This window comes from Nocardioides asiaticus, assembly GCF_040049175.1.
GTDB lineage: Bacteria > Actinomycetota > Actinomycetes > Propionibacteriales > Nocardioidaceae > Nocardioides > Nocardioides cheoyonin.
In genome coordinates this window covers 384196-409730 of the sequence record NZ_JBDZDM010000001.1, presented here as the reverse complement: position 1 = coordinate 409730, position 25535 = coordinate 384196, and the positions used below count along the sequence as shown (strand labels likewise).

Here is a 25535-nt window from a genome sequence, read left to right as displayed (position 1 = left end):
GGAGACATGACGGACATCTCGATGCCCGCCTCCACGCCGCCGCCCGAGCCGGCGGCTCCCGAGCCTCCGGGCAAGCAGAAGGACTACGGCCGGGCGGGCCGCAACGTGCCGGTGTCGATCGCGTCGGCGGTCGTCCTCCTCGGCGTCGCCGCGGCCAGCCTGCTCATCGTGAAGACCGCCTTCATGGTGGTCGTCGCGGTCGCCGTCGTCGTGGCCGTCTGGGAGCTGCGCCGCGGCATGCTCGCCAAGGACATCGACCTGCCCGAGCAGCCGCTCATGGCCGGGGGCGTGGTGATGGTCGTCGTCGCCTACTTCTGGGGCTCCGACGCCCTCGTCACCGCGACGGCGGTGACCGGGCTGTCGATCATGCTGTGGCTGCTCCACCGCGGCGTCGAGGGCTACGTGCGTACGGCGACGGCCTCGGTCTTCACCGTCCTCTACGTGCCGTTCCTCGGCTCGTTCGTCGCGCTGATGCTCAGCGAGGGCGGCGGCCCGGGCGCCGGCGGGTTCGACGACGACGGCGTCAAGGGCATCATCGCGTGGGTCCTCGTCACGATCGCCTCCGACATCGGCGGCTTCGTGGCCGGGGTGCTGTTCGGCAAGCACCCGATGGCCCCGGTCATCTCCCCGAAGAAGTCGTGGGAGGGCTTCGGCGGGTCGTTCGTCTTCACGGTGGCGGTCGGGATCGTGGTGGTCACCATGCTCCTCGACGGCGACTGGTACGTCGGGGTCGCGCTCGGCGTGATCGCGGTCGTCATGGCCGTCCTCGGCGACCTGTGCGAGTCGGTCATCAAGCGCGACCTCGGCGTGAAGGACATGAGCCAGGTCATCCCGGGCCACGGCGGCCTGATGGACCGGCTCGACTCGCTCCTCGCCACCATCGCCCCGGTCTGGCTGCTGCTCCACTACGCGGTGTTCTGACCGGTCACCGGTCCTCGTCGACGATCCAGTGCAGCGTGCGCTCCACGGCGCGGCTCCACGCCGCCCGTCCGCGAGCGCGCAGGGCCTCGGTCATCCTCGGCTCCCACAGCGCGGCCCGGTGCCAGTTGCCGCGCAGGACCTCGAGGTCGGGCCAGTAGCCGACCGCGAGGCCGGCGGCGTACGCCGCGCCCAGCGAGACCGACTCCGAGACGAGCGGACGCTCGACGGGGACGCCGAGGAGGTCGGAGACGAACTGCATCAGCAGGTGGTTGGCCGTCATCCCGCCGTCGACCTTGAGCCGGGTGAAGGCGAGCCCCGAGTCGGCGGCGATCGCATCGACGACCTCGGCGGTCTGGTAGGCCGTGGCCTCGAGGACGGCGCGGGCGAGGTGCGCCTTCGTGACGTACGACGTCAGGCCGACGACGACTCCGCGCGCGTCCGGCTGCCAGTGCGGCGAGAACAGCCCGGCGAACGCCGGGACGATGTAGCAGCCGCCGTTGTCCTCGACCTGTCTCGCGAGCGTCTCGATCTCGGGCGCCGACTTGATCATCTCCAGGGAGTCGCGGAACCACTGGACGAGCGCCCCCGCGACCGCGATCGAGCCCTCCGTGGCGTACGTCGGCGGCTCGCCGTCCCGGGCGTACGCGACGGTCGAGAGCAGGCCGTTGCGGGAGGGCGCGATGTGGTCGCCGGTGTTCATCAGCAGGAACGCGCCGGTGCCGTACGTGCACTTGGCCTCGCCCTCGTCGAAGCACGTCTGGCCGAACAGCGCGGCCTGCTGGTCGCCGAAGGCCCCGCCGATCGGTACGCCGGGCAGGCCGACCCGGCAGGTGCCGTACACCTGCACGTTCGGGCGGATCTCCGGCAGGATCTCCGTCGGGATGTCCAGGGCGTCGACCAGCCGCTTGTCCCACTGCAGAGTCCTGATGTCCATCAGCATCGTCCGGCTGGCGTTGGTGACGTCCGTCAGGTGCTCGCCGCCGTCCGGCCCTCCGGTGAGGTTCCAGATCAGCCAGGACTCGATGGTCCCGAAGGCGATCTCGCCCGTACGACAGCGCCGCCGGAGCCCGGGCACGTGGTCGAGCAGCCAGCGCAGCCGCGGTGCCGCGAAGTAGCCGGCGGGGCGCAGGCCGCAGACCTCCTCGAAGAGGCTCGCGACGGGGTCGTTGTTGAGCTCCTCGACGAGGGCGGCCGTCCGGGTGTCCTGCCAGGTGACGGCGGGCGCGACCGGGCGGCCGGTGAGCCTGTCCCAGACCACTGTCGTCTCGCGCTGGCTGGCGATCCCGACCGCGGCGATGTCGCTGACCTCCAGGGATGCGCTCCGGAGGGCCTCGGGCAGCACGCGGAGGGTGTTCTGCCAGATCTCCGAGGCGTCGTGCTCGGCCCAGCCGGGCAGCGGGAAGTGCTGCCGGTGCTCGTGCTGGGCCACGGCCACCATGCGGCCGGCGTGGTCGAAGACGAGACACCGGGTCGAGGTCGTGCCCTGGTCGATCGCGGCGACGAAACGGCCGGTCACAGTCGCTCCTCGAGCGTGCTCGACACCGACCGCGCGGTGGTGGAGACGAGCTCGGGAAGCGACGGGCGCGGCTCGCCGCCGACCCCGACCACGCTGGTGCTGGGTCCCACCACGGCCAGCGCGCCGACGACGGCACCGCCGTGGTGGCGGATGGGCGCCGCCAGGGCTGCCACGCCCGGGGCGAGCATCCCGTCGACGAGCGACCAGCCGCGGCGCTGGGTCCGGCGTACGTCGCGGGCGACCTCGCCGCCGACGGCCGCGTCGAGGTTGCGTGCGTCGACCGGCAGGTGCCGCGAGACGACGGGGGAGAAGGCGAGCAGGACGTGGCCGAGGGCCGTGGCGTGGAGCGGCTGCAGCTCACCGACCCGGAGCTTCTGGGGCGAGCCGTCTGGCCGGAAGACGTGGTGGATCAGCTCCACCGCGGGACCCTTCGGGATGCCGACCTGGACCTCGAGCCCGGTGCGGGCGGCGAGCCCGTCGGCCCAGTTCACCGAGCGCGACCTCAGCAGGTGGGGGTCGAGCGGCGCGCCGATGGCGGCGAGACCGGCGCCGAGGTGGTAGCGGCCGGAGCCCGGCTCCTGCGCCACGAACCCGACACCGCACAGCGTGCGGAGGATGCCGTGGGTGGTCCCCTTGGCGAGGCCGAGCATGCGGGACAGGTCGCCCAGCGTCACCGGCTCGCCCACCGCCCCGAGGAGGCCGAGCACCGCCGCTGCGCGTTCGATGGACTGGATTCCATGGGGCACGGCCTCGAGGCTACGCCGCGCGCTTTACCTTCCCGAGGCGATGACGCCCACGGCGCGACAGGGCCCGCTCGTGCCGTCTCCGGTGCCGTTCGGCCATGCCGACCGATCGTTCGACATGGCCGAACGCCCGCTCTGGCGCCCGACGCGACCGCCTGGACATCGTGTGACGTACGACACAACAGACCCGCTCATCGACACGTGCGGCCGCCCTCGTGGCCGCACCGGGCATGTGGAGGACAGCATGAAGGACAAGCGGCTCATCGGAGAGCTGTGCGCGGAGTTCGCCGGGACGATGATCCTGATCCTGTTCGGCTGCGGAGTGGTGGCGCAGGTCATCACCAGCAAGAACGGCAGCCTCGGGGACCACGACTCGATCGCCTGGGCCTGGGGGCTCGGCGTCACCCTCGGCATCTACGTCGCGGCGCGGCTCTCGGGTGCTCACATCAACCCCGCGGTGACGCTGGCGCTCGCGGTCTTCAAGGGCTTCGAGTGGCGCAAGGTCCTGCCGTACTGCCTCGCGCAGTTCCTCGGCGCGTTCGTCGCGGCCCTGATCGTGCGGGCGGCGTACGCCGAGCTCATCGGCGCGACCGATCCCGGCCACACCATCGCCACCCAGGGGATCTTCTCGACCCTGCCGGGCAACGGCACCGGCCACGTCGACATCGGCGGCGCCTTCCTGGACCAGGTCGTCGGCACCGCCATCCTGGTCTTCGTGGTCTTCGCCGTCACCACCGAGCTCAACAACCCGCCGCTCGCCAACCTCGGGCCGGTGATCGTCGGGCTCCTCGTGGTCGGCATCGGGATGGCCTGGGGCGCCAACGCGGGCTATGCGATCAACCCCGCCCGTGACTTCGGGCCCCGGCTGGCGTCGCTCATCACCGGGTACGGCGGCGCGATGCGGGACCAGCACGGCGACCTCTACTTCTGGCTGCCGATCGTCGCGCCCCTCGTGGGCGGTCTCGTCGGGGGCGGCGCCTTCAAGCTGCTCGTCGAGCGGCACCTCGACGGGCTCCCGCCCGAGCAGCCGCCGGGCCGGACGCCCGACAGCGCGCGGGTTCCCTCGGCGAGGGGGGAGGATTCCGCCGTAAGCGAGCCGATCCCCAACGCGTGACCGACCAGCGCACCCGACCGAACCACGACACCCACGAGCAGCAACCAGCAGGAGGACACGATGGCTGACTACGTCGGCGCCGTCGACCAGGGCACGACCAGCACGCGGTTCATGATCTTCGACCACGACGGCCGGGAGGTGGCCCGGCACCAGCTCGAGCACGAGCAGATCATGCCGAAGCCCGGCTGGGTCGAGCACAACCCGGTCGAGATCTGGGAGCGCACCAGCTCCGTGATCCAGTCGGCCCTCGGGAAGGCCCGTCTCAACGCGGGCGACCTCGCCGCCGTCGGGATCACGAACCAGCGCGAGACCACGCTGGTGTGGGACCGGAACACCGGCCGGCCCTACTACAACGCCATCGTCTGGCAGGACACCCGCACCGACCGGATCGCGTCGAAGCTCGAGCGCGACGGCCACGGCGACCTGATCCGGCAGCGCACCGGGCTCCCGCCGGCGACGTACTTCGCCGGCGGCAAGATCAAGTGGATCCTCGAGAACGTCGACGGCGTACGCGAGGCCGCGGAGCGCGGCGACGCGATTTTCGGGACCACCGACTCCTGGCTGGTGTGGAACCTCACCGGCGGCACCGACGGCGGCGTCCACATCACCGACGTCACCAACGCCAGCCGCACGATGCTGATGGATCTCGAGACCTGCGAGTGGGACGACGAGCTCCTCGAGGTCTTCGGCATCCCGAGGGCGATGCTCCCCGAGATCAGGTCGTCGAGCGAGCCGGACGGCTACGGCAAGACCCTGCGGAGCGGGCCGCTCCGCGGCGACGTCCCGCTCACCGGCATCCTCGGCGACCAGCAGGCCGCGACCGTCGGGCAGGTGTGCTTCGCGCCGGGGGAGGCGAAGAACACCTACGGCACCGGCAACTTCATGCTGCTCAACACCGGCACGGAGCTGGTCCGCTCCAAGGCAGGACTCCTCACCACGGTCTGCTACCGGTTCGGCGACGACGCCCCGGTCTACGCGCTCGAGGGGTCGATCGCCGTCACCGGGTCCGCGGTCCAGTGGCTGCGCGACCAGCTCGGCATCATCTCCGGCGCGGCGCAGAGCGAGATCCTCGCCCGCCAGGTCCCGGACAACGGCGGGATCTACTTCGTGCCGGCGTTCTCCGGTCTGTTCGCGCCGTACTGGCGCTCGGACGCCCGCGGGGCGATCGTCGGTCTGAGCCGCTTCAACACCGACGCCCACATCGCCCGGGCCACGCTGGAGGCGATCTGCTACCAGAGCAAGGACGTCGCCGAGGCCATGGAGCAGGACTCCGGGGTCAGGCTCGAGGTGCTCAAGGTCGACGGCGGCGTGACCGCCAACGAGCTGTGCATGCAGATCCAGGCCGACATCCTCGGCGTCGAGGTGAGCCGCCCGGAGCTCGCCGAGACGACCTGCCTCGGAGCGGCGTACGCCGCCGGGCTGGCCGTCGGCTTCTGGAAGGACACCGACGAGCTGCGTGCCAACTGGCACGAGGGCCAGCGCTGGTCGCCGCAGTGGGACGACGAGAAGCGCGCCGAGGGCTACAAGGGCTGGAAGAAGGCCGTCGAGCGCACCGTCGGCTGGGTGGACGTCGAGTAGGTCGACCGGAACCAGATGAGAGCGACAGCACTGTCCCCGGCGTACCGCGCGGAGGCGTTGGGCCGGCTCGCGGGCGAGGAGCTCGACGTCCTCGTGATCGGTGGCGGCGTCGTCGGCGCCGGGGTCGCGCTGGACGCCGTCACCAGGGGACTGCGGGTCGGCCTGGTGGAGGCGCGTGACTTCGCGTCGGGCACCTCGAGCAGGTCGAGCAAGCTCGTCCACGGCGGGCTTCGCTACCTGGAGATGCTCGACTTCGGCCTGGTCGCCGAGGCGCTCCGGGAGCGCGGCCTGCTGATACAGCAGCTCGCACCCCACCTGGTGCACCCGGTGCCGTTCCTCTACCCGCTGCAGCACCGCGGCTGGGAGCGGCTGTACGCCGGCGCGGGCGTCGCGCTCTATGACGTCATGGCACGGGTGTCGGGGCGCGCGGGGGTGCCGTTCCACCGCCACCTGACCAGGCGCCACGCCCTCAGACTGGCGCCGTCGCTGCGCAAGGACGCGCTCGTCGGCGCGCTGCAGTACTACGACGCCCAGGTCGACGACGCGCGGCACACGATGTTCCTCGCGCGTACGGCGGCGTCGTACGGTGCGGCCGTCGTCTCCCGCGCACGCGTCACCGACTTCGTCCGCGAGGGCGAGCGCGTCACCGGGGCGGTCGTCGTCGACCTCGAGTCCGACGTCCCGCTCACCGTCCGGGCCCGCCAGGTCGTCAACGCCACCGGCGTCTGGACCGACGAGACCCAGTCGCTGGGCGGGCAGCGCGGGCAGTTCCATGTGCGTGCGTCGAAGGGCATCCACCTCGTGGTGCCCAAGGACCGGATCCGGTCGGAGACCGGCATCATCCTCCGCACCGAGAAGTCGGTGCTGTTCGTGATCCCATGGGGTCGGCACTGGATCATCGGCACGACCGACACCGACTGGAACCTCGACAAGGCCCACCCGGCGGCGAGCGAGGCCGACATCGACTACCTGCTCGACCACGTCAACGCGGTCGTGGCTACGCCGCTGACGCGGGAGGACGTCGAGGGTGTGTACGCCGGCCTGCGCCCGCTCCTCGAAGGCGAGTCGGACGCGACGTCGAAGCTCTCCCGCGAGCACGCCGTGGCGCACCCGGTGCCGGGGCTCGTGGTGGTCGCCGGCGGGAAGTACACCACCTACCGGGTGATGGCGAAGGACGCCGTCGACGAGGCGGTCTTCGGCCTCGCCGCCCACTTCGACAAGCGGATCCCCGGCTCGGTCACCGAGCGGATCCCGCTGCTCGGCGCGGAGGGCTACGAGGCGCTCTGGAACTCGCGCAACGTGCTCGCGCAGCGGCACGAGCTCCACGAGGTGTGGATCGAGCACCTCCTGAAGCGCTACGGCTCGATCGTGCACGAGATCCTCGCCCTCATCGATGCCGACCCGGCGCTCGGGAAGCCGCTCGCGGGCGCCCCCGACTACCTGCGCGCGGAGGTGGTCTACGCCGCGTCCCACGAGGGGGCCCGGCACCTCGACGACGTCCTCACCCGGCGTACCCGGATCTCGATCGAGACCTTCGACCGCGGCACCGAGGCGGCCGAGGAGGCCGCCTCCCTGATGGCCCCGGTCCTCGGCTGGAGCGAGAACCAGCGCTGCCTCGAGGTGGACCACTACCTCAAGCGGGTGGATGCGGAGATCCAGAGCCAGCGGATGCCCGACGACCAGACCGCCGACGCCGCGCGCCTCGGGGCGGCCGACGTGGTGCCGCTCAGCTGACGGTGCCCTAGAGTCGCGTTCCCGTGGCACTCTTCCTGGTCCGGCACGGCCGGCCCGCGATCGACCGCACCCGCCCGGCGTCGGAGTGGGAGCTCGACCCGGCATCCTTCGACGAGGTGTGGGCGCTCCGCGACCGGCTGCCGGCAGGTGCGGCCTGGTACTCCTCCCCGGAGCCCAAGGCCCGGCAGACCGCCGGGCTCCTCACCGACGGGGAGGTCGGCGTCGTCGACGGGCTGCGGGAGCACGTGCGGCCGGCGGGCTGGCTCGACGACTTCGACGCCGTCGTACGACGGGCCTTCGAGGAGCCGTCGCTGCCGGCGTACGACGGCTGGGAGCCGCTCGCCGCCTGCCGCGACCGCGTCACGGCCGCCGCCCACGGCATCCTGTCCGCGCACGAGGGGGACGACGTGGTCCTGGTGGGCCACGGCACCGCCTGGACGGTTCTGGTCGCCGAGCTCACCGGTTCGGCGCCCGACCTCGCCCGCTGGCGCGCGCTCGCGATGCCGGACGTGATCGTGGTCGACGCGGCTCCCGGCCTCCCGGCCGCAGAGCGGCTACGGTGGTGGCGATGAGCGACGACGTCTCCACCGTCACGGAGCCCGACGTGCCAGCGGGCGGCGGTCACCTGCCTCCGGCCGACCGCGGCCACCGGCACTGGTGGAACTGGTGGCAGGGCTCCCACCCGACCTTCGCCGCGCTGACCGGCTTCTACGCGGGCCTGGTGTTCATCATCCTCGTCCCCGGCCTGGCCACGGCGATCCTGGCGTGGGTGTTCGGGCAGGAGAAGGCCGAGGACTACTTCCCCTACGTGCTCATCACGCTCGTCGTACCTCTCGCCCTGCTCATCCCGCGGAAGACACGGCGGTTCGCGGAGTTCGTCTGGCTCGGGATCGTCTCGACGTTCGTCGTCGTGGTCGGCGTCGCCTCGCTGGTGCTCTGGATCCTCATCGAGCACGCCTGAGCGGCGACCGCGCCGTTTAGGCCGCGGCGTACGCCGATGGGAGAATGGAGGCGTCATGTCCGAGCCCTCCCCGCACTCGCCCGAGGCCGAGGCCGCCGCCCAGGCCGGCCGCGCGCTTCCGCTGGTGATGAGCGCACCGCGCGGCCGCGCGAAGCCCCCGCGCCACCTCGCCGACCTGACCCTGGCCGAGCGACAGGAGGAGGCGAAGCGGCTCGGTCTGCCCGGCTTCCGGGCCAAGCAGCTCTCGGTCCACTACTTCGAGCGGCTCGTCGACGACCCCGAGCAGATGACCGACCTCCCGGCGGCCCAGCGCGCCGAGCTGGTCGAGGGCTTCCTGCCCCACCTGATGACGTCCCTGCGCACCCTCGAGGCGGACAGGGGCACCACGCGCAAGACGTTGTGGAGGCTCTTCGACGGCGCGCTCGTCGAGTCGGTGCTCATGCGCTACCCCGACCGCACCACGATGTGCGTCTCCAGCCAGGCCGGCTGTGGGATGGCCTGCCCGTTCTGCGCCACCGGCCAGGGCGGACTACAGCGCAACATGTCCACCGCCGAGATCGTCGAGCAGGTCGTCGCCGGCGCCCGCGCGCTCGCCCGCGGCGAGGTCCCGGGAGGTCCCGGCCGGGTCTCGAACGTCGTCTTCATGGGGATGGGGGAGCCGCTCGCCAACTACAAGGCGGTCATCGGCGCCGTTCGCCGGCTCACGGCTCCCTCGCCGGAGGGGCTCGGCATGAGCGCGCGCGGCATCACCGTCTCCACCGTCGGCCTCGTCCCACGGATCAGGCAGCTCGCAGACGAGGGCATCCCGGTCACCCTGGCGCTCAGCCTGCATGCGCCCGACGACGAGCTCCGCAACGAGCTGGTCCCGATCAACACCCGCTTCTCGGTCGCCGAGACCGTCGAGGCGGCGTGGGAGTACGCCCACAAGACCAAGCGCCGCGTCTCCATCGAGTACGCCATGATGCGCGGCATCAACGACCAGGCGCACCGCGCCGACCTGCTCGCCGACGTCCTCAACTCCTATGGCCGCCGGCAGCGTGGCGCGGAGCGACACGCTCGGCCAGATCCAACGGGCCGGCAGCGTGGCGCGGAGCGACACGCTCGGCCAGATCCAACGGGCCGGCAGCGTGGCGCGGAGCGACACGCTCGGCCAGATCCAACGCAGTGGGGATGGGTGCACGTGAACCTGATCCCGCTCAACCCGACGCCGGGCTCGAAGTGGACCGCCTCCGACCCGGCCGACGAGCGTGAGTTCGTCCGGCGACTCGAGGCGAAGGGCATCCCCACGACCGTCCGCGACACCCGCGGCCGCGAGATCGACGGCGCCTGCGGGCAGCTGGCGGCGGTCGAGAAGTAGCCCGCGACACCGCGACGCTAACTTGCTAGCATCGCGGTCCGTGACCGCCTTCGACGCCGCCGCGGTGGCGGCCGCCAGCAACGCCTGGATCTGGTACCCCGACGACGCCACCGTCGTCGACACCGCCGACTACCTCCTCGTGCGGTATCCCGACCACTACACCCATCGGCTCGAGCTGCAGCGGTTCTGCCCCGCCGCGCCGGCGGAGAAGGCGCTCGACGAGGTCGTCGAGAAGGCGCACAGCTTCGGCCTGCCGCAGCTCCACGCCTGGGTCAAGCTCGACGCCCCCGAGGGCTTCGAGGAGCTCCTCCGTGCGCGCGGTGGCACGCTGCTCGAGACCACCGACGTCCTCGCCCGACCGCTCACCGACCCGCCCGACCTCGCCGTACCGGAGCGGGTCGAGACCCGGTGGCGGACCGACCTGCCCACCGCCGTCGACTGCAACCGGGTCTTCGTCGAGGCCTGGGAGGAGGGCGAGCTCAAGCCGGAGGAGGAGCTCCGCGCAGTGGCGGCGGACTCCGCGGAGGAGTACGCCGCGGGGCGCGGCGGTGCGGTCGTCGCGTACGTCGACGGCCGCCCGGTCGGTGCCGGCGGCGTGAGCCTCGTCGACGGCGTCGCCCGGTTCTGGGGCTCGGCGGTCGTGACGGAGGCCCGGCACCGCGGCGCCTACCGCGCGATGGTCGCCGCCCGCCTGGCGTACGCCGTCGAGCACGGCGCCTCGATGGCGCTGGTCAAGGGCCGGGTGTCCACCAGTGCGCCCACGCTCCGGAGGGCCGGCTTCGAGGCGTACGGCCAGGAGCGCTCCTACCTGCTGCCGCTGGGCGAGGGGTGAGGGCCGTGCCCGTGTCCCCTGACACCGCCGCCGCGGCCTTCGGCCGGTGGCTCTGGATCCCCGACTTCGCGCAGACCGTGGAGACCGAGGAGTACCTGCTCGTCCGGTTCCCCGACTACTTCATCCACCCGCTCGAGCTCGCCCGGCTGCGGCCGCGCGGCCGCGCCACCGGGCAGGTGCTCGACGAGGCGCTCGCGCGGGCCCGCGAGCTCGGGCCGCCGAGCCTCAACGCCTGGGTCAGGCTCGACGCGCCCGCCGGCCTCGACGAGGCGCTGCGGGCCCGCGGCGGCGAGCCCGAGGAGACGCTCGACGCCTTCGCGCTCGACCTCTCCGCCGGCGTACCCGACCTGGAGCCGCCCGAGCTCGAGCTGCGCTGGTTCGTCGACCTCGCGACCGTCCGGGACGGCCAGCGGGTCGAGGTCGAGGTGTTCGGCGGGACGATGCCGCCCGAGGAGCGCCTGGCCCGGATCGTCGAGGAGGAGTCCGAGGCGTACGCCGCCGGCCGCGGCGGCCGGGTCGTCGCCTACCTCGACGGCGAGCCGGTCGGGACCGGCGGCCTCGTCGTCGCCGGGAGCGACGCGCGCCTCTGGGGCGGCGCCGTCGTCGAGAGCGCCCGCGGGCGAGGCGTCTACCGCGCCGTCCTCGCCGCCCGGCTGGCGTACGCCGCCGACCACGGCGCTACGATCGGCCTCGTCAAGGGCCGGGTCGAGACGAGCGGCCCGATCCTGCGCCGGGCCGGCTTCGAGGTGTTCGGGCAGGAGCGGTCGTACGTCGTACCGCTCGGGCAGGCTCGCTAGCCTGCAGCGGTGAGCTCCCTCGACGACGCCGACGTCCGGGCCGCCTTCGCGCGGTGGCGCTGGGTGCCGCCGGGCGCGCCACGGGTCCAGACCGAGGAGCTCCTCATCGTCAGGCTGCCCGACCACTTCCCGAACCCGCTGCAGCTGCTCCGTGCCCATGCCCTCCGGCCGGTCGCCGACCTGGTCGACGAGGCGCTCGCGCAGGCGCGCAGGCTCGGCGACGGACTCCGTGACGACGCGCTCACGGTCTGGGTGCGCCTCGACGCCCCGGCCGGCCTGGAGGAGGAGATCGTGGCCCGCGGCGGCCGGCTCGACGAGGCCGTGGACGCGTTCGCGCTCGACCTCGCCGACGGCCACCGCCTCCCCGAGACGCCCGAGACCACCGAGACCCCCGGGACGCGGAGCCGCGTCGAGCTGCGCTGGGTCACCGATACCGCCGCCGCGCGCGACATGGGCCGCCTCGCCGCCGAGATCTTCGGTGGCGACCCGCCGACCGAGGCCGACGCGGCCGACGACGGCCGCCACGGTGCCGCCAGCCAGCGCACGGGCACCGGGGGAGCGGTCCTGGCCTACGTCGACGGCCGCCCGGCGGCGTACGGCGGGCTGACGATCGCGGGCCGCGACGCCCGGCTGTGGGGCGGCGGTGTGCTCGAGCCCTACCGCGGCCGCGGGCTCTACCGCGCGATCCTCGCCACCCGGCTGGCGTACGCCGCCGAGCACGGGGCGCAGGTCGCCCTCGTCAGGGGCCGGACCGGCACCAGCGCGCCGATCCTGCGCCGGGCGGGCTTCGGCGCCTACGGCCAGGAGCGCTCGTACCGTCTTTCCCTCTAGACGCGAAGCGTCTCGCGTGCACCTCTTGCCACACGAGATTCACCGACACGTCAACTCGGCTCACCGTTTCGTTGCGCCGAGCCGACGAGCATCGGAGCATGACCAGTCAGCTCGAGCTCACCGCCACGACCGCCGGCAACGGCGACCGGCTGCGCGTGCTGGTCGTCACCGAGTCCTTCCTCCCGCAGATCAACGGCGTCACCAACTCCGTCCGCCGCGTGCTCGAGCACCTCGCCGCCGAGGGGCACGAGGCCGAGCTGGTCGCGCCGACCGGCCCGGAGGAGTACGCCGGGTTCGCCGTCGTCCGCGCGCGCGGCGCGAACCTGTGGTTCTACCGCGAGTTCCGGATCGGCCTCGAGACCCGTCGTCGGCTCCGGCAGGTCATGCTGCGCTTCCGCCCCGACGTCGTCCATGTCGCCTCGCCCGCCACCCTCGGCTACCAGGCTCTGCGGGTCGCGAACGAGCTCGACATCCCGACCGTCGCGATCTACCAGACCGACCTGGTCGGCTTCGCGGCGCGCTACAACATCGCCGGCGGCGTGCGCGCCGCCGCTGCGCTGACCCGCCGCATCCACGCCGGCGCCGCCGACCGTACGCTCGCCCCGAGCACCGCGAGCCTCACCCAGCTCGACCGGCTCGGCATCCTCCGCACCGCGCTGTGGCCCCGGGGCGTCGACGTCGAGACCTTCCACCCCTCGCGCGTCGACCACGAGCTGCGCCGCAGCATCGCCGCGGACGGCCAGACGATCGTCGGGTACGTCGGCCGGCTGGCCGCCGAGAAGGAGCTCGAACTCCTCGCCCACCTCGACCACGACGACCGCTACGCGCTGGTCCTCGTCGGAGGCGGGCCCGAGGAGCAGCGGCTCCGCGAGCTGCTCCCGCGTGCCCGCTTCCTCGGAGTGCTGCACGGCGAGGAGCTCGGAGCGGCGTACGCCTCCCTCGACGTCTTCGTCCACACCGGCCGCCACGAGACGTTCTGCCAGTCGGCGCAGGAGGCGCTCGCGTCCGGCGTACCCGTCGTCGCGCCACGCTCCGGCGGTCCCGTCGACATCGTGCAGGACCGGGCGACCGGGTTCCTCTACGAGCCCGGCGACGGGCTCGAGCTCGCGGCGTACGTCGAGCGGCTCCACCGCGACCCGTGCGAGCGGCGCAGGATGGGTCGCAACGGCCGGATGAGCGTGGCCGGAAAGTCGTGGAAGAACGTCAACGACGCCCTCGTCGGCCACTACCGCGACGTCATCGCGGAGCGGGCCGAGAGCGCGGCGCGGCTCGTCGTCTGAGCGCACTCTGACAGCGCTCGGACGACGGCCGGCCGTTCACGCCTCGAGGACGCCGGGCACCTCGTCGAGGCGCTCGACCAGGTGCACCCGGCCCTCCATCGGCCGGCCGCGGGCGAGCGAGCGCAGCAGCGGCCACGCGGGCAGCTCCTCGGTCCAGTAGCGGGTGCCGACGAGCACCATGGGCGCGACCGCGGACGGGTCCGCGTAGTAGTTCTCGCAGGCGTCCTGGAAGACCTCCTGGACGGTGCCGCCGGCGCCCGGCAGGAAGACGATGCCGGCGTCGCAGACCTCGAGGAGGATGGCCTCGCGGGTGGCGTTGCGGAAATACTTCGCGATCGCCCCGGAGAACACGTTGGGCGGCTCGTGGCCGTAGTGCCAGGTCGGGATGCCGAGCGACCGCGCGTCGTCCCCGGACAGCCGCCGGCGTAGGTCGAGGGCGACGCGGACCCAGTCCTGGACCGAGGGGCGGTACGACGGCACCGCGGCCAGCGCTGCCAGGGCGCCGTCGAGGTCGCCCTCCGGCCGCCCCGCGAGCCAGGCGCCGAGGTTGGCGGCCTCCATCGCGCCTGGGCCGCCGCCGGTGGCGACGACGAGATCGCCGCCCAGCAGGCGACCCAGCCGGGCGGCGTCGGCGTACGCCGGCTCGCCGCGCCGCAGGCCATGGCCACCCATCACGCCCACGATCGGCTTGCCGTCGATCCAGGTCCGCAGCGCCTCGTCGACGGCGTGGTCGTGGAGCGCACGGGCGAGGGTGGCCTCGGGGTCGGCGTGGGTCTGTGACCACGAGTAGGCGTGGGCGTCGAGCGTGTCGGCGTACGCCTCGGCGTCGTACAGCTCCTCGGCGGTGTAGAGCCCGGAGCGGTAGACGTCGACCGGCACCTTCCGGATCGCGGGCAGCACCAGCGCGCCCTCGGCCTCGGCGCGGGCCGCGTCGCCGGGGGCGAAGGTGCAGCCGAGGAAGGATGCGCCGCGCAGCTCCAGCCGGTGGAGCTCGGCGGAGTAGCCGGTGAGATCGAGGCCGTGGAGGCGCCACCCGCGAAGCGAGGTGGCGCCCCCGGCGAACCTGCTGTCGAGCTCGGCCGTGGACTCGACGTCGATCAACCGGCCGCGGTGGTGCTTCACCTGGCCGACTCTAGAAGGCCTGGGCCATCAGCTCGCCGAACACCTCCTGCTCGTCCACCTCGAGCCCGCGGGAGCGGAACCAGCGGCACACGTTGGTCACGTCGCGCAGCAGGTAGTCGAAGCCCTGCGGGTTGCCGACGAGGTCGACCATCTGCGGCAGGTCGATGATCACGAGGCGCTCGCCGGCGGCGAGGATGTTGTACGCCGACAGGTCGCCGTGCACGAGACCGGCCCGCGCCATGGTGGCCAGCGCGTCGCGCAGCTGCTCGAACCAGCTCGCGAGCAAATCCGGTCCGGGGCGGGCCTGCGCCAGCCGCGGGGCCGTCTCCCCGTCGACGCGGATCCACTCCATCAGGATCTCGGTGCCGTCGATCTGGACGGGGTAGGGGACGGGCGCGCCGAGCTCCCAGCACCGCACGAGCGCCGACCACTCCGCTGCCGCCCACTCGGTGTTGGCGACCTCGCGGCCGAACGTCGACTTGCGCTTGATCGCCCGCTCGTCGCGGGAGCGCTTCATGCTGCGGCCCTCGGTGTAGGCGGCGGAGCGGTGGAAGGTGCGGTGGTCGGTCGTGCGGTAGCGCTTCGCGACCATCACGACCGACTGGCCGGGGTCGTGTGGGTCGGTGCGGTCGACCAGGAAGGCGTCGGCCTCCTTGCCGGTCTTGAGGACGCCGAGCTCGGTGTCGACCGCGCCCTGGGAGGTCACCACCCAGTCCGGGCGGGGCTCGGGGCCGCGCGAGAGCGGCTCGACGGAGAGCCAGGTCGACCAGCGCTGGCCGTCGGCGAGGTCGTCGTACGCGGTGAAGTCGAAGACGAACCGGGGGTCGATCCCGGCGAACGAGTCAGGTGAGGAGTGCTCCTCGGTCACGATGGGTGCTCCTGAGGTGAGAGGGACGGTCTGCGGACAGGCAGACGACGACAGTCGTGGACATGTCACTGCTCCTCTCACTCGGGTGCCCGGGCGTTCGCGCCCGGAGGCGGACCCGACCGCGGGTCGGACCGGCACCGGCCTAGCATCGGTGGTGGGTCGGACGCTGTGCAACCGAGAATTCGCGAGCGAGAGGTCGAGAGTGCCGAGCAGGAGCCCCAGCCACGCAGAGACGGTCGGCGAGAGGCTGGAGGAGCACCTGCGGCGCATCTACCCGACGGAGGCGCAGCGACGCGCGGCGTACGACGGGCTCGGCGCGCTCCTCGAGGCCCGCCGCCCGGGCGCGCTGGGAGAACCGCACCGCTCGACGTACGCCGTCCCCGACCAGGCGACAGTCGTCATCTCGGCCTATCCCGACCACGTCCGCGCCGCCGAGGGCACTGCCCCGCTCCGGACGCTGGGCGACTTCCTCACCCGCCACTGCGCCGGGCTGGCGAGCCACGTCCACCTGCTGCCGTTCCATACCGCGACCAGCGACGACGGGTTCGCGGTCGCCGACTACGACGGCGTGGACCCGGCGCTCGGCGACTGGGCCGATCTCCGCCGTCTCGGCCCGTTCGGGCTGGTGGTGGACGCGGTCGTCAACCACGTCTCGGCGTCACACCCGTGGGCGCGGGCGCTGCGCGCCGGCGAGGCCGCGGGAGAGCGGATCGCCACCGCGCGGCCCGGTGCGGACCTGAGCGCCGTCGTACGCCCCCGCACCTCGCCGTTGCTGCTCGACGTGGAGACCGCCCGCGGGACCCGGCAGGTGTGGTGCACGTTCAGCCACGACCAGTGGGACCTCGACTACGGCAACCCGGACACGCTGGTGGCGATGACGGGCGTGCTGGCGAACTACGTCGACCGGGGCGCCGCCGTCCTCCGGCTCGACGCCGTCGGCTTCCTCTGGAAGGAGGAGGGCTCGCCGTCGATCCACCTCGCCCAGACCCACGAGGTGATCCGGCTGTGGCGCACCGTGCTCGACGCGGTCGCCCCCGACGTCCTGCTGCTGACCGAGACCAACGTGCCGTACGCCGACAACGTGAGCTACCTCGGCCGCGACCAGGCCCAGCTGGCCTACCACTTCTCGCTCCCGCCGGTGATGCTCGACGGCTACCAGCGCGGCGACGCCTCGCACCTGGTGGGCCTGCTCGGGCAGGCCGCCGGCCTGCCGGACGGGTGCTCGCTGCTCACCTTCCTCGCCTCCCACGACGGCATCGGGCTGCGCGGCGCCGAGGGGATCCTCGGCGCCGAGGAGGTCGCTGACCTGGTCACCCGCACCGAGGGCCACGGCGCCCTGGTGAGCTACCGCGCGGGCCGGGACGGCCCGGTGCCGTACGAGCTCAACACCACCTACTTCGACGCCCTCGTCGGCGCGGACACCGCCGACCCGGACGACGAGGACCTGCGACGGTTCGTCGGCGCGCACGCCGCGATGCTCGCGCTGCCCGGCGTCCCGGCGATCTACCTGTCGTCGTTCTTCGGCGGCCGCAACTGGACGGACGGTCCGGCGGCCACCGGCCAGAACCGCTCGATCAACCGCGGCCGGCTCGACCCGGCGGCGGTCGACGCCGCGCTCGACGACCCCGGCTCGACCCCGAGCCGGGTGCTCGCCGCGCTCGGCGACCTGCTTCGGGCCCGACGTACGACCGACGCGTTCCGGCCGGATGCGCCCTGCGAGCCGCTCCCGGCGCCCGCCGAGGTGCTCGCGGTCGAGCGCCGGTCGCCGTCGACCGACACGCGGGTCCTCTGCCTCCACAACATGAGCGGGCGGCGGGTCGAGCTCACGCCCGAGCTCGTCGCGGAGTCAGCTCCGGGGAGCCGGCTGCTGGCGGGCGGCGTGGCCGAGCCGGACCCGCGCGCGCTCGGGCCGTACGAGTACCGATGGGTCGCCCGTCACGCGTGACCCAGCAGCGGCGCCATCGCCCGGGCGACGAGGCTGGAACGCCCGGTGGCGCCCTCCTCGGCATCGGCGAAGGTCATCGCGCGCAGTCCGGCGTTGACGCCGAGCCAGCGCAGTGGCTCCGGCTCCCACCGCGGGGAGCGGTGGTTGACCCAGGGCAGTCCGGTCAGGCTCGTGCTGTCGCCGAGGATCAGGTCGCGCAGCGTCCGACCGGCGAGGTTCGTCGTGGACACGCCATCGCCGACGTACCCGCCGGCCCACGCCAGCCCGGTCGGCTCGTCGAGACCGACCGACGCGCACCAGTCGCGCGGGATGCCGAGCGAGCCACCCCAGGCGTGGGTCACCTTCGTCCCGCGGAGGACCGGGAACATCTCCAGCAGCGTGGCGTAGAGGTGCCGATGGGTGCGCGACTCGCGGTCGACGGCCGGGTCGATCCGCGAGCCGAAGGAGTACGGCGCCCCGCGGCCGCCGAAGACGAGGCGGTCGTCGGCGGTGCGCTGGCCGTAGACGATCAGGTGGCGGTGGTCGGAGAAGGTCTCCCGCTCTCGCAGGCCGATCTCGTCCCACACCGCCGCGGGCAGGGGGGCGGTGCCGATGACCAGCGAGTGGACGGGGATGCTCGCCCGCTTCAGGCCGGGGATCTGCGAGGTGTAGCCCTCGGTCGCGCGGACCACGACGTCGGCGGTCACGGTGCCGCGGTCGGTCCTCACCCGGTGCGGCTCGATGGCCGTCGCCCGGGTGTGCTCGTGGATCGTGACCCCGCGTGCCTCGACGACGCGGGCGAGGCCGCGGGCGAGCCTGGCCGGGTGGATGGCCGCGCAGTCGGGGGTGTAGGTCGCGCCGAGGGTGCCGGCGGCGTCGAGGCGGGCGCGGGCGGACGCCTCGTCGAGGAGGACGACGTCGTCCTCGCCGCGGCCCCACGAGCGGGCGTCGGCGACCTCGGCGCGGGCCCGGTCGAGCTGGACCGGGGTGCGGGCGAGCACGACCGTGCCGCCCTTGACGATGTCGGCCTCGATGCCCTCGGCCGCCGCTACCTTGACCACCTCGTCGACGGTCGCCCGCATCGCGGCGTGCTGCGCGAGTGCGGCCTCGCGGCCGCCCATCCGGGCGAGCGTGTCGAGCGAGGCGGGGAAGAGGGCCGAGCACCAGCCGCCGTTGCGGCCGGACGCCCCGAACCCGGCCACCTCCGCCTCCAGCACGACGATGCGCAGGTCGGGGCGTGCGCCGGCGAGGTAGTAGGCGGTCCAGAGGCCGGTGTAGCCGGCGCCGACGATCGCGACGTCGGCCGTCACGTCGCCGGGAAGCGCCGGGCGCGGCCGCCACGGGTCATCGGCGGTGGCGTGCCACAGCGACAGGCCGTCGTACGCCTCCGGCATCAGCGCACCCCCCAGGCGTAGGTCTGCTTGCGGAGGCCGAGGTACATGAACGTCTCGGTCTGGGCGACGCCCTCGAGGCTGCGGATCTTCGTGGAGATCAGGGTCAGGAGGCTCTCGTCGCTCTCCGCGACGACCTCGATCAGCAGGTCGTAGGCACCGGCGGTGATGACGACGTAGTCCACCTCCTCCAGCTCGGCGAGCTTGTCGGCGATGGGCTCGATCGGGCCGTTGACCTTGACGCCGATCATCGCCTGGCGGGCGAAGCCGAGCTCCAGCGGGTCGGTGACGGCGACGACCTGCATCACGCCGCCGTCGATGAGGCGCTGGACCCGCTGTCGTACGGCGGCCTCGGACAAACCCACCTCCTTGCCGATCGCGGCGTAGGAACGGCGCCCGTCCTGCTGCAGCTGCTCGATGATCCTCTTGCTGACGTCGTCGAGGTGGGCGCCCGGGCCCCGCTTCCTTGTCATGGCGTCAGTTTTCCGTTGGACGCGCCGGATCGGCAACTCGAAGACGGCCTCTGATACGACGAAATTCGTTGCGTTCGCGTTAATTCGCGACGCGATCGCTTGTTTCGCTGGGCGATGGATGACAGGATCCACGCCGATCGAGAGAGAGACATACGCTCTCGGGGGAGAAATCTGGAAGGAGTCGGATGAGGGTGCACCCGACGCCGCGGCGCGGTCCGATCACCCGCCGCGGCCTGCTCACCGGAGCCGGCGGCGTGGCGGTCGCCGGGATCGGAGCCGCGGCGCTGCCGTTCTTCTCCACCCCCGACCGGCACCAGGACCCCGCCACCTGCCGGGCGACCGACGTCTCGGCGAGCGACAAGCGGCTGGTGATCAGCAACTGGCCGCTCTACATCGACGCCGACATGCCCAAGCAGCACTACGTGTCGACGAAGACGGAGTTCGAGAGGCACTACGGCGTCAGCGTGAAGTACAGCACCGACGTCACCGACAACGTGATCTTCTTCGACAAGGTCGTCAACCAGCTCGGCTCATGCACCTCGACCGGCCGCGACATGTTCATGCTGACGGACTGGATGGCCGCGCGGATGATCCAGATGGGCTGGATCCAGCCGATGGACCCGGCGAAGGTCCCGAACCTCCACAAGAACATCATCTCCTCGCTCAAGGCCCCCGACTGGGACCCCGAGCGGAAGTACTCCGCACCGTGGCAGGCCGGCTTCACCGGCATCGGCTACAACAGGAAGTACCTCAAGAACCCCCCGAGGACGATCAAGGAGCTGCTCACGCGGCCCGATCTCAAGGGCAAGGTCGCGGTCCTCACCGAGATGCGCGACACGATGGGCCTCGTGCTCCTCGGCCTGGGCTACGACCCGGAGAAGTTCACCCAGGCCCAGTGGGACGAGGCAATCGCCTTCCTGGAGAAGGCCAAGTCCAGCGGTCAGATCCGCGCCTTCTCCGGCCAGGAGTACACCGACGACCTCACCGCCGGGAACACCGTCGCGTGCCTGGCGTGGTCCGGCGACATGGCGGCCTCGGAGAACCCGAACCTGAAGTACCTCGTCCCCGAGGAGGGGATGATGGTCTGGTCGGACAACATGCTCATCCCCAACATGGCCCAGCACAAGACCATCGCCGAGGAATGGGTCAACTGGTACTACGAGCCGGAGAACGCCGCCAAGCTCGCCGACTACAACTACTACGTCAGCCCCGTGCAGGGCATCCGGCCCTTCATGAAGGAGCTCGACCCGGGCGTGCTCTCCGACCCGGCGCTCTCGAACCTCATCCTCCCCGACGCGACCTACCTCAAGCAGACGCACGGATTCATGGCGCTGCAGGAGTACCAGATCCGTGACTACGAAGGAGACTTCTCCCGTGTCTCAGGCGCCTGAAACCCGCGACCTCCGCCTCAGCCAGCTCGAGAAGCAATACGGCAGCTTCACCGCGGTGCACCCTCTCGACCTGGTCATCCCGCAGGGGAGCTTCTTCGCGCTGCTCGGCCCGTCCGGGTGCGGAAAGACCACGACGCTTCGCATGGTCGCCGGTCTGGAGACCCCGACCGCCGGGGCCATCTCGATCGGCGACGTCGACATCACCTACGAGAAGCCCTACAAGCGGCCGGTCAACACGGTCTTCCAGAACTACGCGCTCTTCCCGCACCTCACCATCGCGGACAACGTGGCGTTCGGCCTCAAGCGGCGCGGCATCAAGGACACGAAGAAGGCCGTCGCGGACATGCTCGACCTCGTCGAGCTCGGCTCGCAGGCCGGCAAGAAGCCGGCGCAGCTCTCCGGTGGCCAGCAGCAGCGTGTCGCCCTCGCCCGGGCGCTGATCAACCACCCCGAGGTGCTCCTGCTCGACGAGCCGCTCGGCGCCCTCGACCTCAAGCTCCGCCGCGCCATGCAGCTGGAGCTGAAGCGGATCCAGACCGAGGTCGGCCTCACCTTCGTGCACGTCACGCACGACCAGGAGGAGGCCATGACCATGGCCGACACCATCGCTGTCATGAACGCCGGCCGGGTCGAGCAGATGGGCTCCCCGGCCGAGCTGTACGACAACCCGAACACCACGTTCGTCGCCAACTTCCTCGGCCAGTCCAACCTCATCGCCGGCGTGGTCAAGGGCAAGGACACCCTCGACGGCGAGACCGTCATCAAGGTCGACACCCAGGGCGTCGTCGTCTCCATCCCGGAGCAGCGCGCCCACGTGACCTCGGGCAAGGCCTGGGTCGGCGTACGCCCGGAGAAGGTGCTCATCGCCCCCGCCGGCGAGCCGATCGACGCCCCCGGCAACCACATCGAGGGCGGCGTCATCGTGGACACCAGCTTCATCGGCGTCAGCACGCAGTACGTCGTCAAGATGCCGTGGGGCCAGGAGATCGCGGTGTACGAGCAGAACACCGGCGCGCGGCCCGTGATGGCGCCCGGCACCGTGGTGGACATCTCCTGGCGGCCGGAGTACGCCTTCCTCCTCGACGCGAGCCAGGACGCGAGCGCCGGCATCGAGGAGGAGTGATGGCGGCGACCAAGAAGTCGCGGGCGCTGCCGTACTGGCTCATCCTGCCCGCCGGGCTCTGGCTGCTGCTGTTCTTCCTGATCCCGTTCCTGTCGCTGATCGCGACCAGCCTGTACGACCCCGACGGCTCCGTCCTCACCGGCTACCACATGAGCTGGCACGTGGGGAACTTCGGCCACGTGCTCACGACGTACGGCGCCCACCTGTGGCGCTCGGTGTGGTGGGCGCTCATCGCGACCGCGCTGTGCCTGGTGCTCGGGTACGTCCTCGCCTACACGATCGCGTTCAAGGCCGGCCGCTGGAAGAACCTCGTGCTGGTCATGGTGGTCGCGCCGTTCTTCACCAGCTTCCTGATCCGCACCGACGCGTGGAAGCTGATCCTCGCCGACCGCGGCTGGGTCGTGAACGCGCTGCAGTACGTTCACCTGCTCTCCGACGACGGCCGCATCCTGGCGACCCCGGTCGCCGCCATCGCGGGCCTGACCTACAACTACCTGCCGTTCGCGATCCTGCCGCTCTACACCAGCATCGAGAAGGTGGACCACCGGCTCATCGAGGCCGCCGGTGACCTCTACGCCAACCCGATCAAGGCGTTCGGCAAGGTGACGCTGCCGCTGACGCTCCCCGGCGTCGTCAGCGCGACCCTGCTGACCTTCATCCCGGCGGTCGGCGACTACATCAACGCCCAGCTCCTCGGGAGCACCAACGACCGCGTCATCGGCGCCGACATCCAGGCTCTCTTCACCAGCTCCCAGGACTACGCCTCGGCGGGCGCGCTGTCGGTGATCCTGCTCGTCGTCATCCTGGTGTCGACGCTCGTCTACGTCCGCAAGGCCGGCACGGAGGAGCTGCTGTGACCACGACCCTCGAGCCCCAGCACGGCCTGGACCTCGACACGCCGCCGGAGCGCAAGCCCCGCAGCCTCGTGCTCGGCGTCGAGCTCGGACGCGTCCTGTCGGGCATCGCGGCCTTCGGCCTGCTGCTGGCGGTCTTCGGCTTCTCGATCCACCGCTACGCCGTACCCCACACGAAGCTGAACGTCGCCGGACCCGCCTTCGCGTTCTTCATCCTCGTCCTGCTGGCGCTCGCCGTGGTGGCGGCGTTCGGCGTCCGCGCCGCGGCCCGGACGCTGGCCGACGACACCGGCGCCCGCGATCAGCTCTTCGGCTACGGGGCCGCTGCCGCGGTCATCGCCGCTCTCGTGACGTGGGGCCTGTTCGCCGGACACCACCTCGCCGCCGCCTGGACCGGGGTGGCCTGGGTCGTGCTCACTGTGGTCTCGCTGGTGCTGATGTCGACCCGCGCGGCGAGCGAGTGGCTCGAGGGTCGCGCGCCGGCGCTCAACGTGCTCGGCTGGGTCCGGGCCAACTCGGTCGGGTTCGCCGGTGTGCTGGTGATCGCCTTCCTCTACATCCCCAACGTCGTCGTGGCCGCCATGAGCTTCAACCACGAGGTCGGCAAGAAGACGACGTACCAGTGGTACAGCTTCACCACCGACAACTGGACGAACGTCTGCGCGCCCGAGGGGATGTGCCACTCGGTGGTGACCAGCCTCTGGATCGGCCTCGTGGCGACCATCATCGCGACCCTCCTCGGCACGCTGGCGGCGTTCGCCCTGATGCGCCACGACTTCGTCGGGCGCAGCTCGACCAACACCGTGCTGTTCCTGCCGATGGCGACCCCCGACATCGTCATGGGCACGTCCCTGCTCGCCTTCTTCATCGCCTTCCGGGTCGGCGGGCACCTGGGTCACACGACGATCATCATCGCCCACGTGACGTTCTGCCTGTCGTACGTCGTGGTCACGGTCAAGGCGCGCCTCGCCGGGATGGACTCCACGCTCCAGCAGGCGGCGATGGACCTCTATGCCAACGAGACCCAGACCTTCTGGCGGGTCACCTTCCCGCTGGTCTTCCCAGGCATCCTGGCGGCCTCGCTGCTGAGCTTCTCGCTCTCCTTCGACGACTACATCATCACCAATCTCAACGCCGGCACGGTCTCGACGTTCCCGATCTTCGTCTGGGGCGCCGCGCTGCGTGGCCTGCCGATGCAGGTCAACGTGATCGGCACCCTGATGTTCGTCCTGGCGATCGCCCTAGTGGTCACTGCCGACCTGTTCGGCCGGGCCCGGGCGAGGGGCAAGGCGGCCTGAGCGGTGTCCGACGTACTCGCCGGCGCGCGTCCCGCCGTCTACTGGCTCGACGACCCGGACCGGCCGGCGCCGCTCCCGCCCCTGCTCGGGCAGGCGGAGGCCGACCTGGTGGTCGTCGGGGGCGGTTACAGCGGACTGTGGACGGCGCTGCTGGCCCGCGAGCGCTTCCCCGACTGGTCGGTGGTCGTGCTCGAGGCCGGGCAGTGCGGCGACCAGGCCTCCGGTCGCAACGGCGGGTTCGCGTCGGCCAGCCTCACCCACGGGTTCGGGAACGGCCTCCAGCGCTGGCCCGACGAGCTGGACGAGCTCGACCGGCTCGGCGCGGCCAACCTGGAGGAGATCGGCGAGACGATCGCCCGGCACGGCATCGACTGCGACTGGCAGGTCACCGGCGAGCTCAGCGTCGCCACCCAGCCCCACCAGGTCGACGAGCTGGGCGAGCTGGCCGAGGAGCTGGCGAAGCGGGGCGTGGAGCACCGGCTGCTGGACGCCGTCGGCGTACGTGACGAGGTCGACTCGCCGACGTACCTCGCCGGCCTCGAGATCCCCGGCGAGACAGCGCTCGTCGAGCCCGCGCGCCTCGCCTGGGGGCTGCGGCAGGCCTGCCTCGACGCGGGCGTCACCGTCCATGAGGGCAGCCGGGTCACCGGTCTCGAGCGCGACGGCGCCGCGATGCGCGTCACCACCGATGCGGGCTGGGTGCGTGCCGGGAGGGTCGCGCTGGCCACCAACGCGTTCCCGCCGCTGCTGCGTCGGCTGCGGCTGATGACGGTGCCCGTCTACGACTACGTCCTCATGACCGAGCCGCTCTCGGCCGAGCAGCTGAAGTCGGTCGGCTGGGCCGGCCGGCAGGGACTGGCCGACTCCTCGAACATGTTCCACTACTACCGGCTCACCCGGGACGACCGGATCCTGTGGGGCGGCTACGACGCCGTCTACCACTACGGCTCGCGGATCTCGCCCGAGCTGGAGACCGCCGGGCGCACGCACGCGCTGCTCGCGGAGCAGTTCCGCGAGACGTTCCCCCAGCTCGAGGGCCTCGGCTTCAGCCACCGCTGGGCCGGCGTCATCGACACCTGCACGCGGTTCTCGGCGTTCTTCGGCTCGGCGTACGACGGCAGGGTGGCCTACGCGCTCGGCTACACCGGTCTCGGGGTCGCCGCGACCCGCTTCGGCGCCCAGGTCATGCTCGACACGCTGGCCGGCGAGGAGACCGAGCGGACCCGCCTGCAGATGGTGCGCACCAAGCCGCTGCCGTTCCCGCCCGAGCCGGCTCGCTACGTCGGCATCAAGCTCACCAACCGGGCCATGGAGTCGGCCGACCGCAACGGCGGCCGCCGCAACCTCTGGCTGCGCACCCTCGACCGTTTCGGCCTCGGCTTCGACAGCTGAGGGGGCGCGCCGCCGGGCGCGCTCGCCGGGCCGCG

General features: G+C 72.0%; 23 protein-coding genes. 17 read left to right on the top strand and 6 right to left on the bottom strand.

What is annotated here, in order from left to right; genetic code table 11:
* The first annotated feature begins 6 nt into the window (after nucleotides 1-6).
* On the top strand, nucleotides 7-921 hold the full coding sequence (locus ABLE53_RS01935; protein WP_348856872.1) for a phosphatidate cytidylyltransferase: 915 nt from the start codon (nucleotides 7-9) through the stop codon (nucleotides 919-921).
* Nucleotides 922-925: 4 nt separating this feature from the next.
* Here ABLE53_RS01935 and glpK (ABLE53_RS01930) read toward each other — a convergent pair whose 3' ends face one another.
* Together glpK (ABLE53_RS01930) and ABLE53_RS01925 are read right to left on the bottom strand one after the other, a co-directional pair.
* A complete protein-coding gene (gene glpK, locus ABLE53_RS01930) occupies nucleotides 926-2437 on the bottom strand; it encodes a glycerol kinase GlpK (protein WP_348856871.1) in 1512 nt (503 codons plus the stop codon).
* Nucleotides 2434-3183 carry an IclR family transcriptional regulator gene (locus tag ABLE53_RS01925; protein ID WP_348856870.1) on the bottom strand — a complete coding sequence of 250 codons (750 nt, stop codon included), beginning with the start codon at nucleotides 3181-3183 and terminating at the stop codon, nucleotides 2434-2436. Before ABLE53_RS01925 ends, glpK (ABLE53_RS01930) begins: the two co-directional genes overlap by 4 nt.
* 241 nt (nucleotides 3184-3424) lie before the next feature.
* Between ABLE53_RS01925 and ABLE53_RS01920 the strand changes: the two genes are divergently transcribed.
* The 10 genes from ABLE53_RS01920 (at nucleotide 3425) to ABLE53_RS01875 (ending at nucleotide 13664) form a co-directional block, all read left to right on the top strand.
* Nucleotides 3425-4294, top strand: coding sequence for an MIP/aquaporin family protein (locus ABLE53_RS01920; protein WP_348856869.1), 870 nt, complete (start codon nucleotides 3425-3427; stop codon nucleotides 4292-4294).
* Between the two features lie 60 nt (nucleotides 4295-4354).
* Nucleotides 4355-5872 carry a glycerol kinase GlpK gene (glpK, locus tag ABLE53_RS01915; RefSeq protein ID WP_348856867.1) on the top strand — a complete coding sequence of 506 codons (1518 nt, stop codon included), beginning with the start codon at nucleotides 4355-4357 and terminating at the stop codon, nucleotides 5870-5872.
* 15 nt (nucleotides 5873-5887) lie between these two features.
* On the top strand, nucleotides 5888-7606 hold the full coding sequence (locus ABLE53_RS01910; protein WP_348856866.1) for a glycerol-3-phosphate dehydrogenase/oxidase: 1719 nt from the start codon (nucleotides 5888-5890) through the stop codon (nucleotides 7604-7606).
* 23 nt (nucleotides 7607-7629) lie between these two features.
* Nucleotides 7630-8178, top strand: coding sequence for a histidine phosphatase family protein (locus tag ABLE53_RS01905; RefSeq protein ID WP_348856865.1), 549 nt, complete (start codon nucleotides 7630-7632; stop codon nucleotides 8176-8178).
* Nucleotides 8175-8567 carry a hypothetical protein gene (locus ABLE53_RS01900; RefSeq protein WP_348856864.1) on the top strand — a complete coding sequence of 131 codons (393 nt, stop codon included), beginning with the start codon at nucleotides 8175-8177 and terminating at the stop codon, nucleotides 8565-8567. The genes ABLE53_RS01905 and ABLE53_RS01900 overlap by 4 nt, the downstream gene beginning before the upstream one ends.
* A 55-nt stretch (nucleotides 8568-8622) precedes the next feature.
* On the top strand, nucleotides 8623-9924 hold the full coding sequence (gene rlmN / locus ABLE53_RS01895; protein WP_348856863.1) for a 23S rRNA (adenine(2503)-C(2))-methyltransferase RlmN: 1302 nt from the start codon (nucleotides 8623-8625) through the stop codon (nucleotides 9922-9924).
* A 40-nt stretch (nucleotides 9925-9964) separates the two neighbouring features.
* On the top strand, nucleotides 9965-10756 hold the full coding sequence (locus tag ABLE53_RS01890; protein WP_348856861.1) for a GNAT family N-acetyltransferase: 792 nt from the start codon (nucleotides 9965-9967) through the stop codon (nucleotides 10754-10756).
* A gap of 11 nt (nucleotides 10757-10767) precedes the next feature.
* The gene (locus ABLE53_RS01885; protein ID WP_348856859.1) at nucleotides 10768-11553 is read left to right on the top strand and encodes a GNAT family N-acetyltransferase; all 786 of its coding nucleotides are present in this window, start codon (nucleotides 10768-10770) and stop codon (nucleotides 11551-11553) included.
* A 9-nt stretch (nucleotides 11554-11562) separates the two neighbouring features.
* Nucleotides 11563-12384: a GNAT family N-acetyltransferase gene (locus tag ABLE53_RS01880; protein WP_348856858.1), complete on the top strand. Its 822-nt coding sequence runs from the start codon at nucleotides 11563-11565 to the stop codon at nucleotides 12382-12384.
* Nucleotides 12385-12482: 98 nt separating this feature from the next.
* Entirely contained in the window at nucleotides 12483-13664 is a 1182-nt protein-coding gene (locus ABLE53_RS01875) for a glycosyltransferase family 4 protein (protein ID WP_348856857.1), read from the top strand.
* Nucleotides 13665-13700: 36 nt separating this feature from the next.
* Here the strand turns inward: ABLE53_RS01875 and ABLE53_RS01870 are convergent, their stop codons facing one another.
* Nucleotides 13701-14786 carry an LOG family protein gene (locus tag ABLE53_RS01870; protein ID WP_348856856.1) on the bottom strand — a complete coding sequence of 362 codons (1086 nt, stop codon included), beginning with the start codon at nucleotides 14784-14786 and terminating at the stop codon, nucleotides 13701-13703.
* 10 nt (nucleotides 14787-14796) lie between these two features.
* Nucleotides 14797-15654, bottom strand: coding sequence for a serine protein kinase RIO (locus ABLE53_RS01865; protein ID WP_348856855.1), 858 nt, complete (start codon nucleotides 15652-15654; stop codon nucleotides 14797-14799).
* Nucleotides 15655-15856: 202 nt separating this feature from the next.
* On the opposite strand from ABLE53_RS01865, the gene ABLE53_RS01860 reads away from it, so the two are divergent.
* Entirely contained in the window at nucleotides 15857-17599 is a 1743-nt protein-coding gene (locus ABLE53_RS01860; RefSeq protein ID WP_348856853.1) for an alpha-amylase family glycosyl hydrolase, read from the top strand.
* On the opposite strand, the gene ABLE53_RS01855 is transcribed toward ABLE53_RS01860, so the two are convergent.
* Entirely contained in the window at nucleotides 17590-18972 is a 1383-nt protein-coding gene (locus ABLE53_RS01855; protein ID WP_348856852.1) for an NAD(P)/FAD-dependent oxidoreductase, read from the bottom strand. The genes ABLE53_RS01860 and ABLE53_RS01855 overlap by 10 nt on opposite strands.
* Nucleotides 18972-19442, bottom strand: coding sequence for an Lrp/AsnC family transcriptional regulator (locus ABLE53_RS01850; RefSeq protein ID WP_348856850.1), 471 nt, complete (start codon nucleotides 19440-19442; stop codon nucleotides 18972-18974). The genes ABLE53_RS01855 and ABLE53_RS01850 overlap by 1 nt, the downstream gene beginning before the upstream one ends.
* A 185-nt stretch (nucleotides 19443-19627) precedes the next feature.
* Between ABLE53_RS01850 and ABLE53_RS01845 the strand changes: the two genes are divergently transcribed.
* The 5 genes from ABLE53_RS01845 to ABLE53_RS01825 are packed head-to-tail and all read left to right on the top strand — an operon-like array spanning nucleotide 19628 to nucleotide 25500.
* The gene (locus ABLE53_RS01845) at nucleotides 19628-20833 is read left to right on the top strand and encodes a polyamine ABC transporter substrate-binding protein (RefSeq protein WP_348856848.1); all 1206 of its coding nucleotides are present in this window, start codon (nucleotides 19628-19630) and stop codon (nucleotides 20831-20833) included.
* Nucleotides 20817-21956: an ABC transporter ATP-binding protein gene (locus ABLE53_RS01840; protein ID WP_348856846.1), complete on the top strand. Its 1140-nt coding sequence runs from the start codon at nucleotides 20817-20819 to the stop codon at nucleotides 21954-21956. Before ABLE53_RS01845 ends, ABLE53_RS01840 begins: the two co-directional genes overlap by 17 nt.
* Nucleotides 21956-22813, top strand: coding sequence for an ABC transporter permease (locus ABLE53_RS01835; RefSeq protein ID WP_348856845.1), 858 nt, complete (start codon nucleotides 21956-21958; stop codon nucleotides 22811-22813). The genes ABLE53_RS01840 and ABLE53_RS01835 overlap by 1 nt, the downstream gene beginning before the upstream one ends.
* A complete protein-coding gene (locus ABLE53_RS01830; protein WP_348856844.1) occupies nucleotides 22810-24108 on the top strand; it encodes an ABC transporter permease in 1299 nt (432 codons plus the stop codon). The genes ABLE53_RS01835 and ABLE53_RS01830 overlap by 4 nt, the downstream gene beginning before the upstream one ends.
* Nucleotides 24109-24111: 3 nt before the next feature.
* Nucleotides 24112-25500 (top strand): NAD(P)/FAD-dependent oxidoreductase, encoded by a 1389-nt coding sequence (locus tag ABLE53_RS01825; protein WP_348856843.1) that lies wholly within the window; start codon nucleotides 24112-24114, stop codon nucleotides 25498-25500.
* Nucleotides 25501-25535 lie beyond the last annotated feature (35 nt).

Coding starts and splice junctions, on each gene's coding strand:
- ABLE53_RS01935 (WP_348856872.1), top strand. CDS start 7: ATGACGGACATCTCGATGCCCGCCTCCACGCCGCCGCCCGAGCCGGCG.
- ABLE53_RS01920 (WP_348856869.1), top strand. CDS start 3,425: ATGAAGGACAAGCGGCTCATCGGAGAGCTGTGCGCGGAGTTCGCCGGG.
- glpK (WP_348856867.1), top strand. CDS start 4,355: ATGGCTGACTACGTCGGCGCCGTCGACCAGGGCACGACCAGCACGCGG.
- ABLE53_RS01910 (WP_348856866.1), top strand. CDS start 5,888: ATGAGAGCGACAGCACTGTCCCCGGCGTACCGCGCGGAGGCGTTGGGC.
- ABLE53_RS01900 (WP_348856864.1), top strand. CDS start 8,175: ATGAGCGACGACGTCTCCACCGTCACGGAGCCCGACGTGCCAGCGGGC.
- rlmN (WP_348856863.1), top strand. CDS start 8,623: ATGTCCGAGCCCTCCCCGCACTCGCCCGAGGCCGAGGCCGCCGCCCAG.
- ABLE53_RS01875 (WP_348856857.1), top strand. CDS start 12,483: ATGACCAGTCAGCTCGAGCTCACCGCCACGACCGCCGGCAACGGCGAC.
- ABLE53_RS01855 (WP_348856852.1), bottom strand. CDS start 18,972: ATGCCGGAGGCGTACGACGGCCTGTCGCTGTGGCACGCCACCGCCGAT.
- ABLE53_RS01850 (WP_348856850.1), bottom strand. CDS start 19,442: ATGACAAGGAAGCGGGGCCCGGGCGCCCACCTCGACGACGTCAGCAAG.
- ABLE53_RS01845 (WP_348856848.1), top strand. CDS start 19,628: ATGAGGGTGCACCCGACGCCGCGGCGCGGTCCGATCACCCGCCGCGGC.
- ABLE53_RS01835 (WP_348856845.1), top strand. CDS start 21,956: ATGGCGGCGACCAAGAAGTCGCGGGCGCTGCCGTACTGGCTCATCCTG.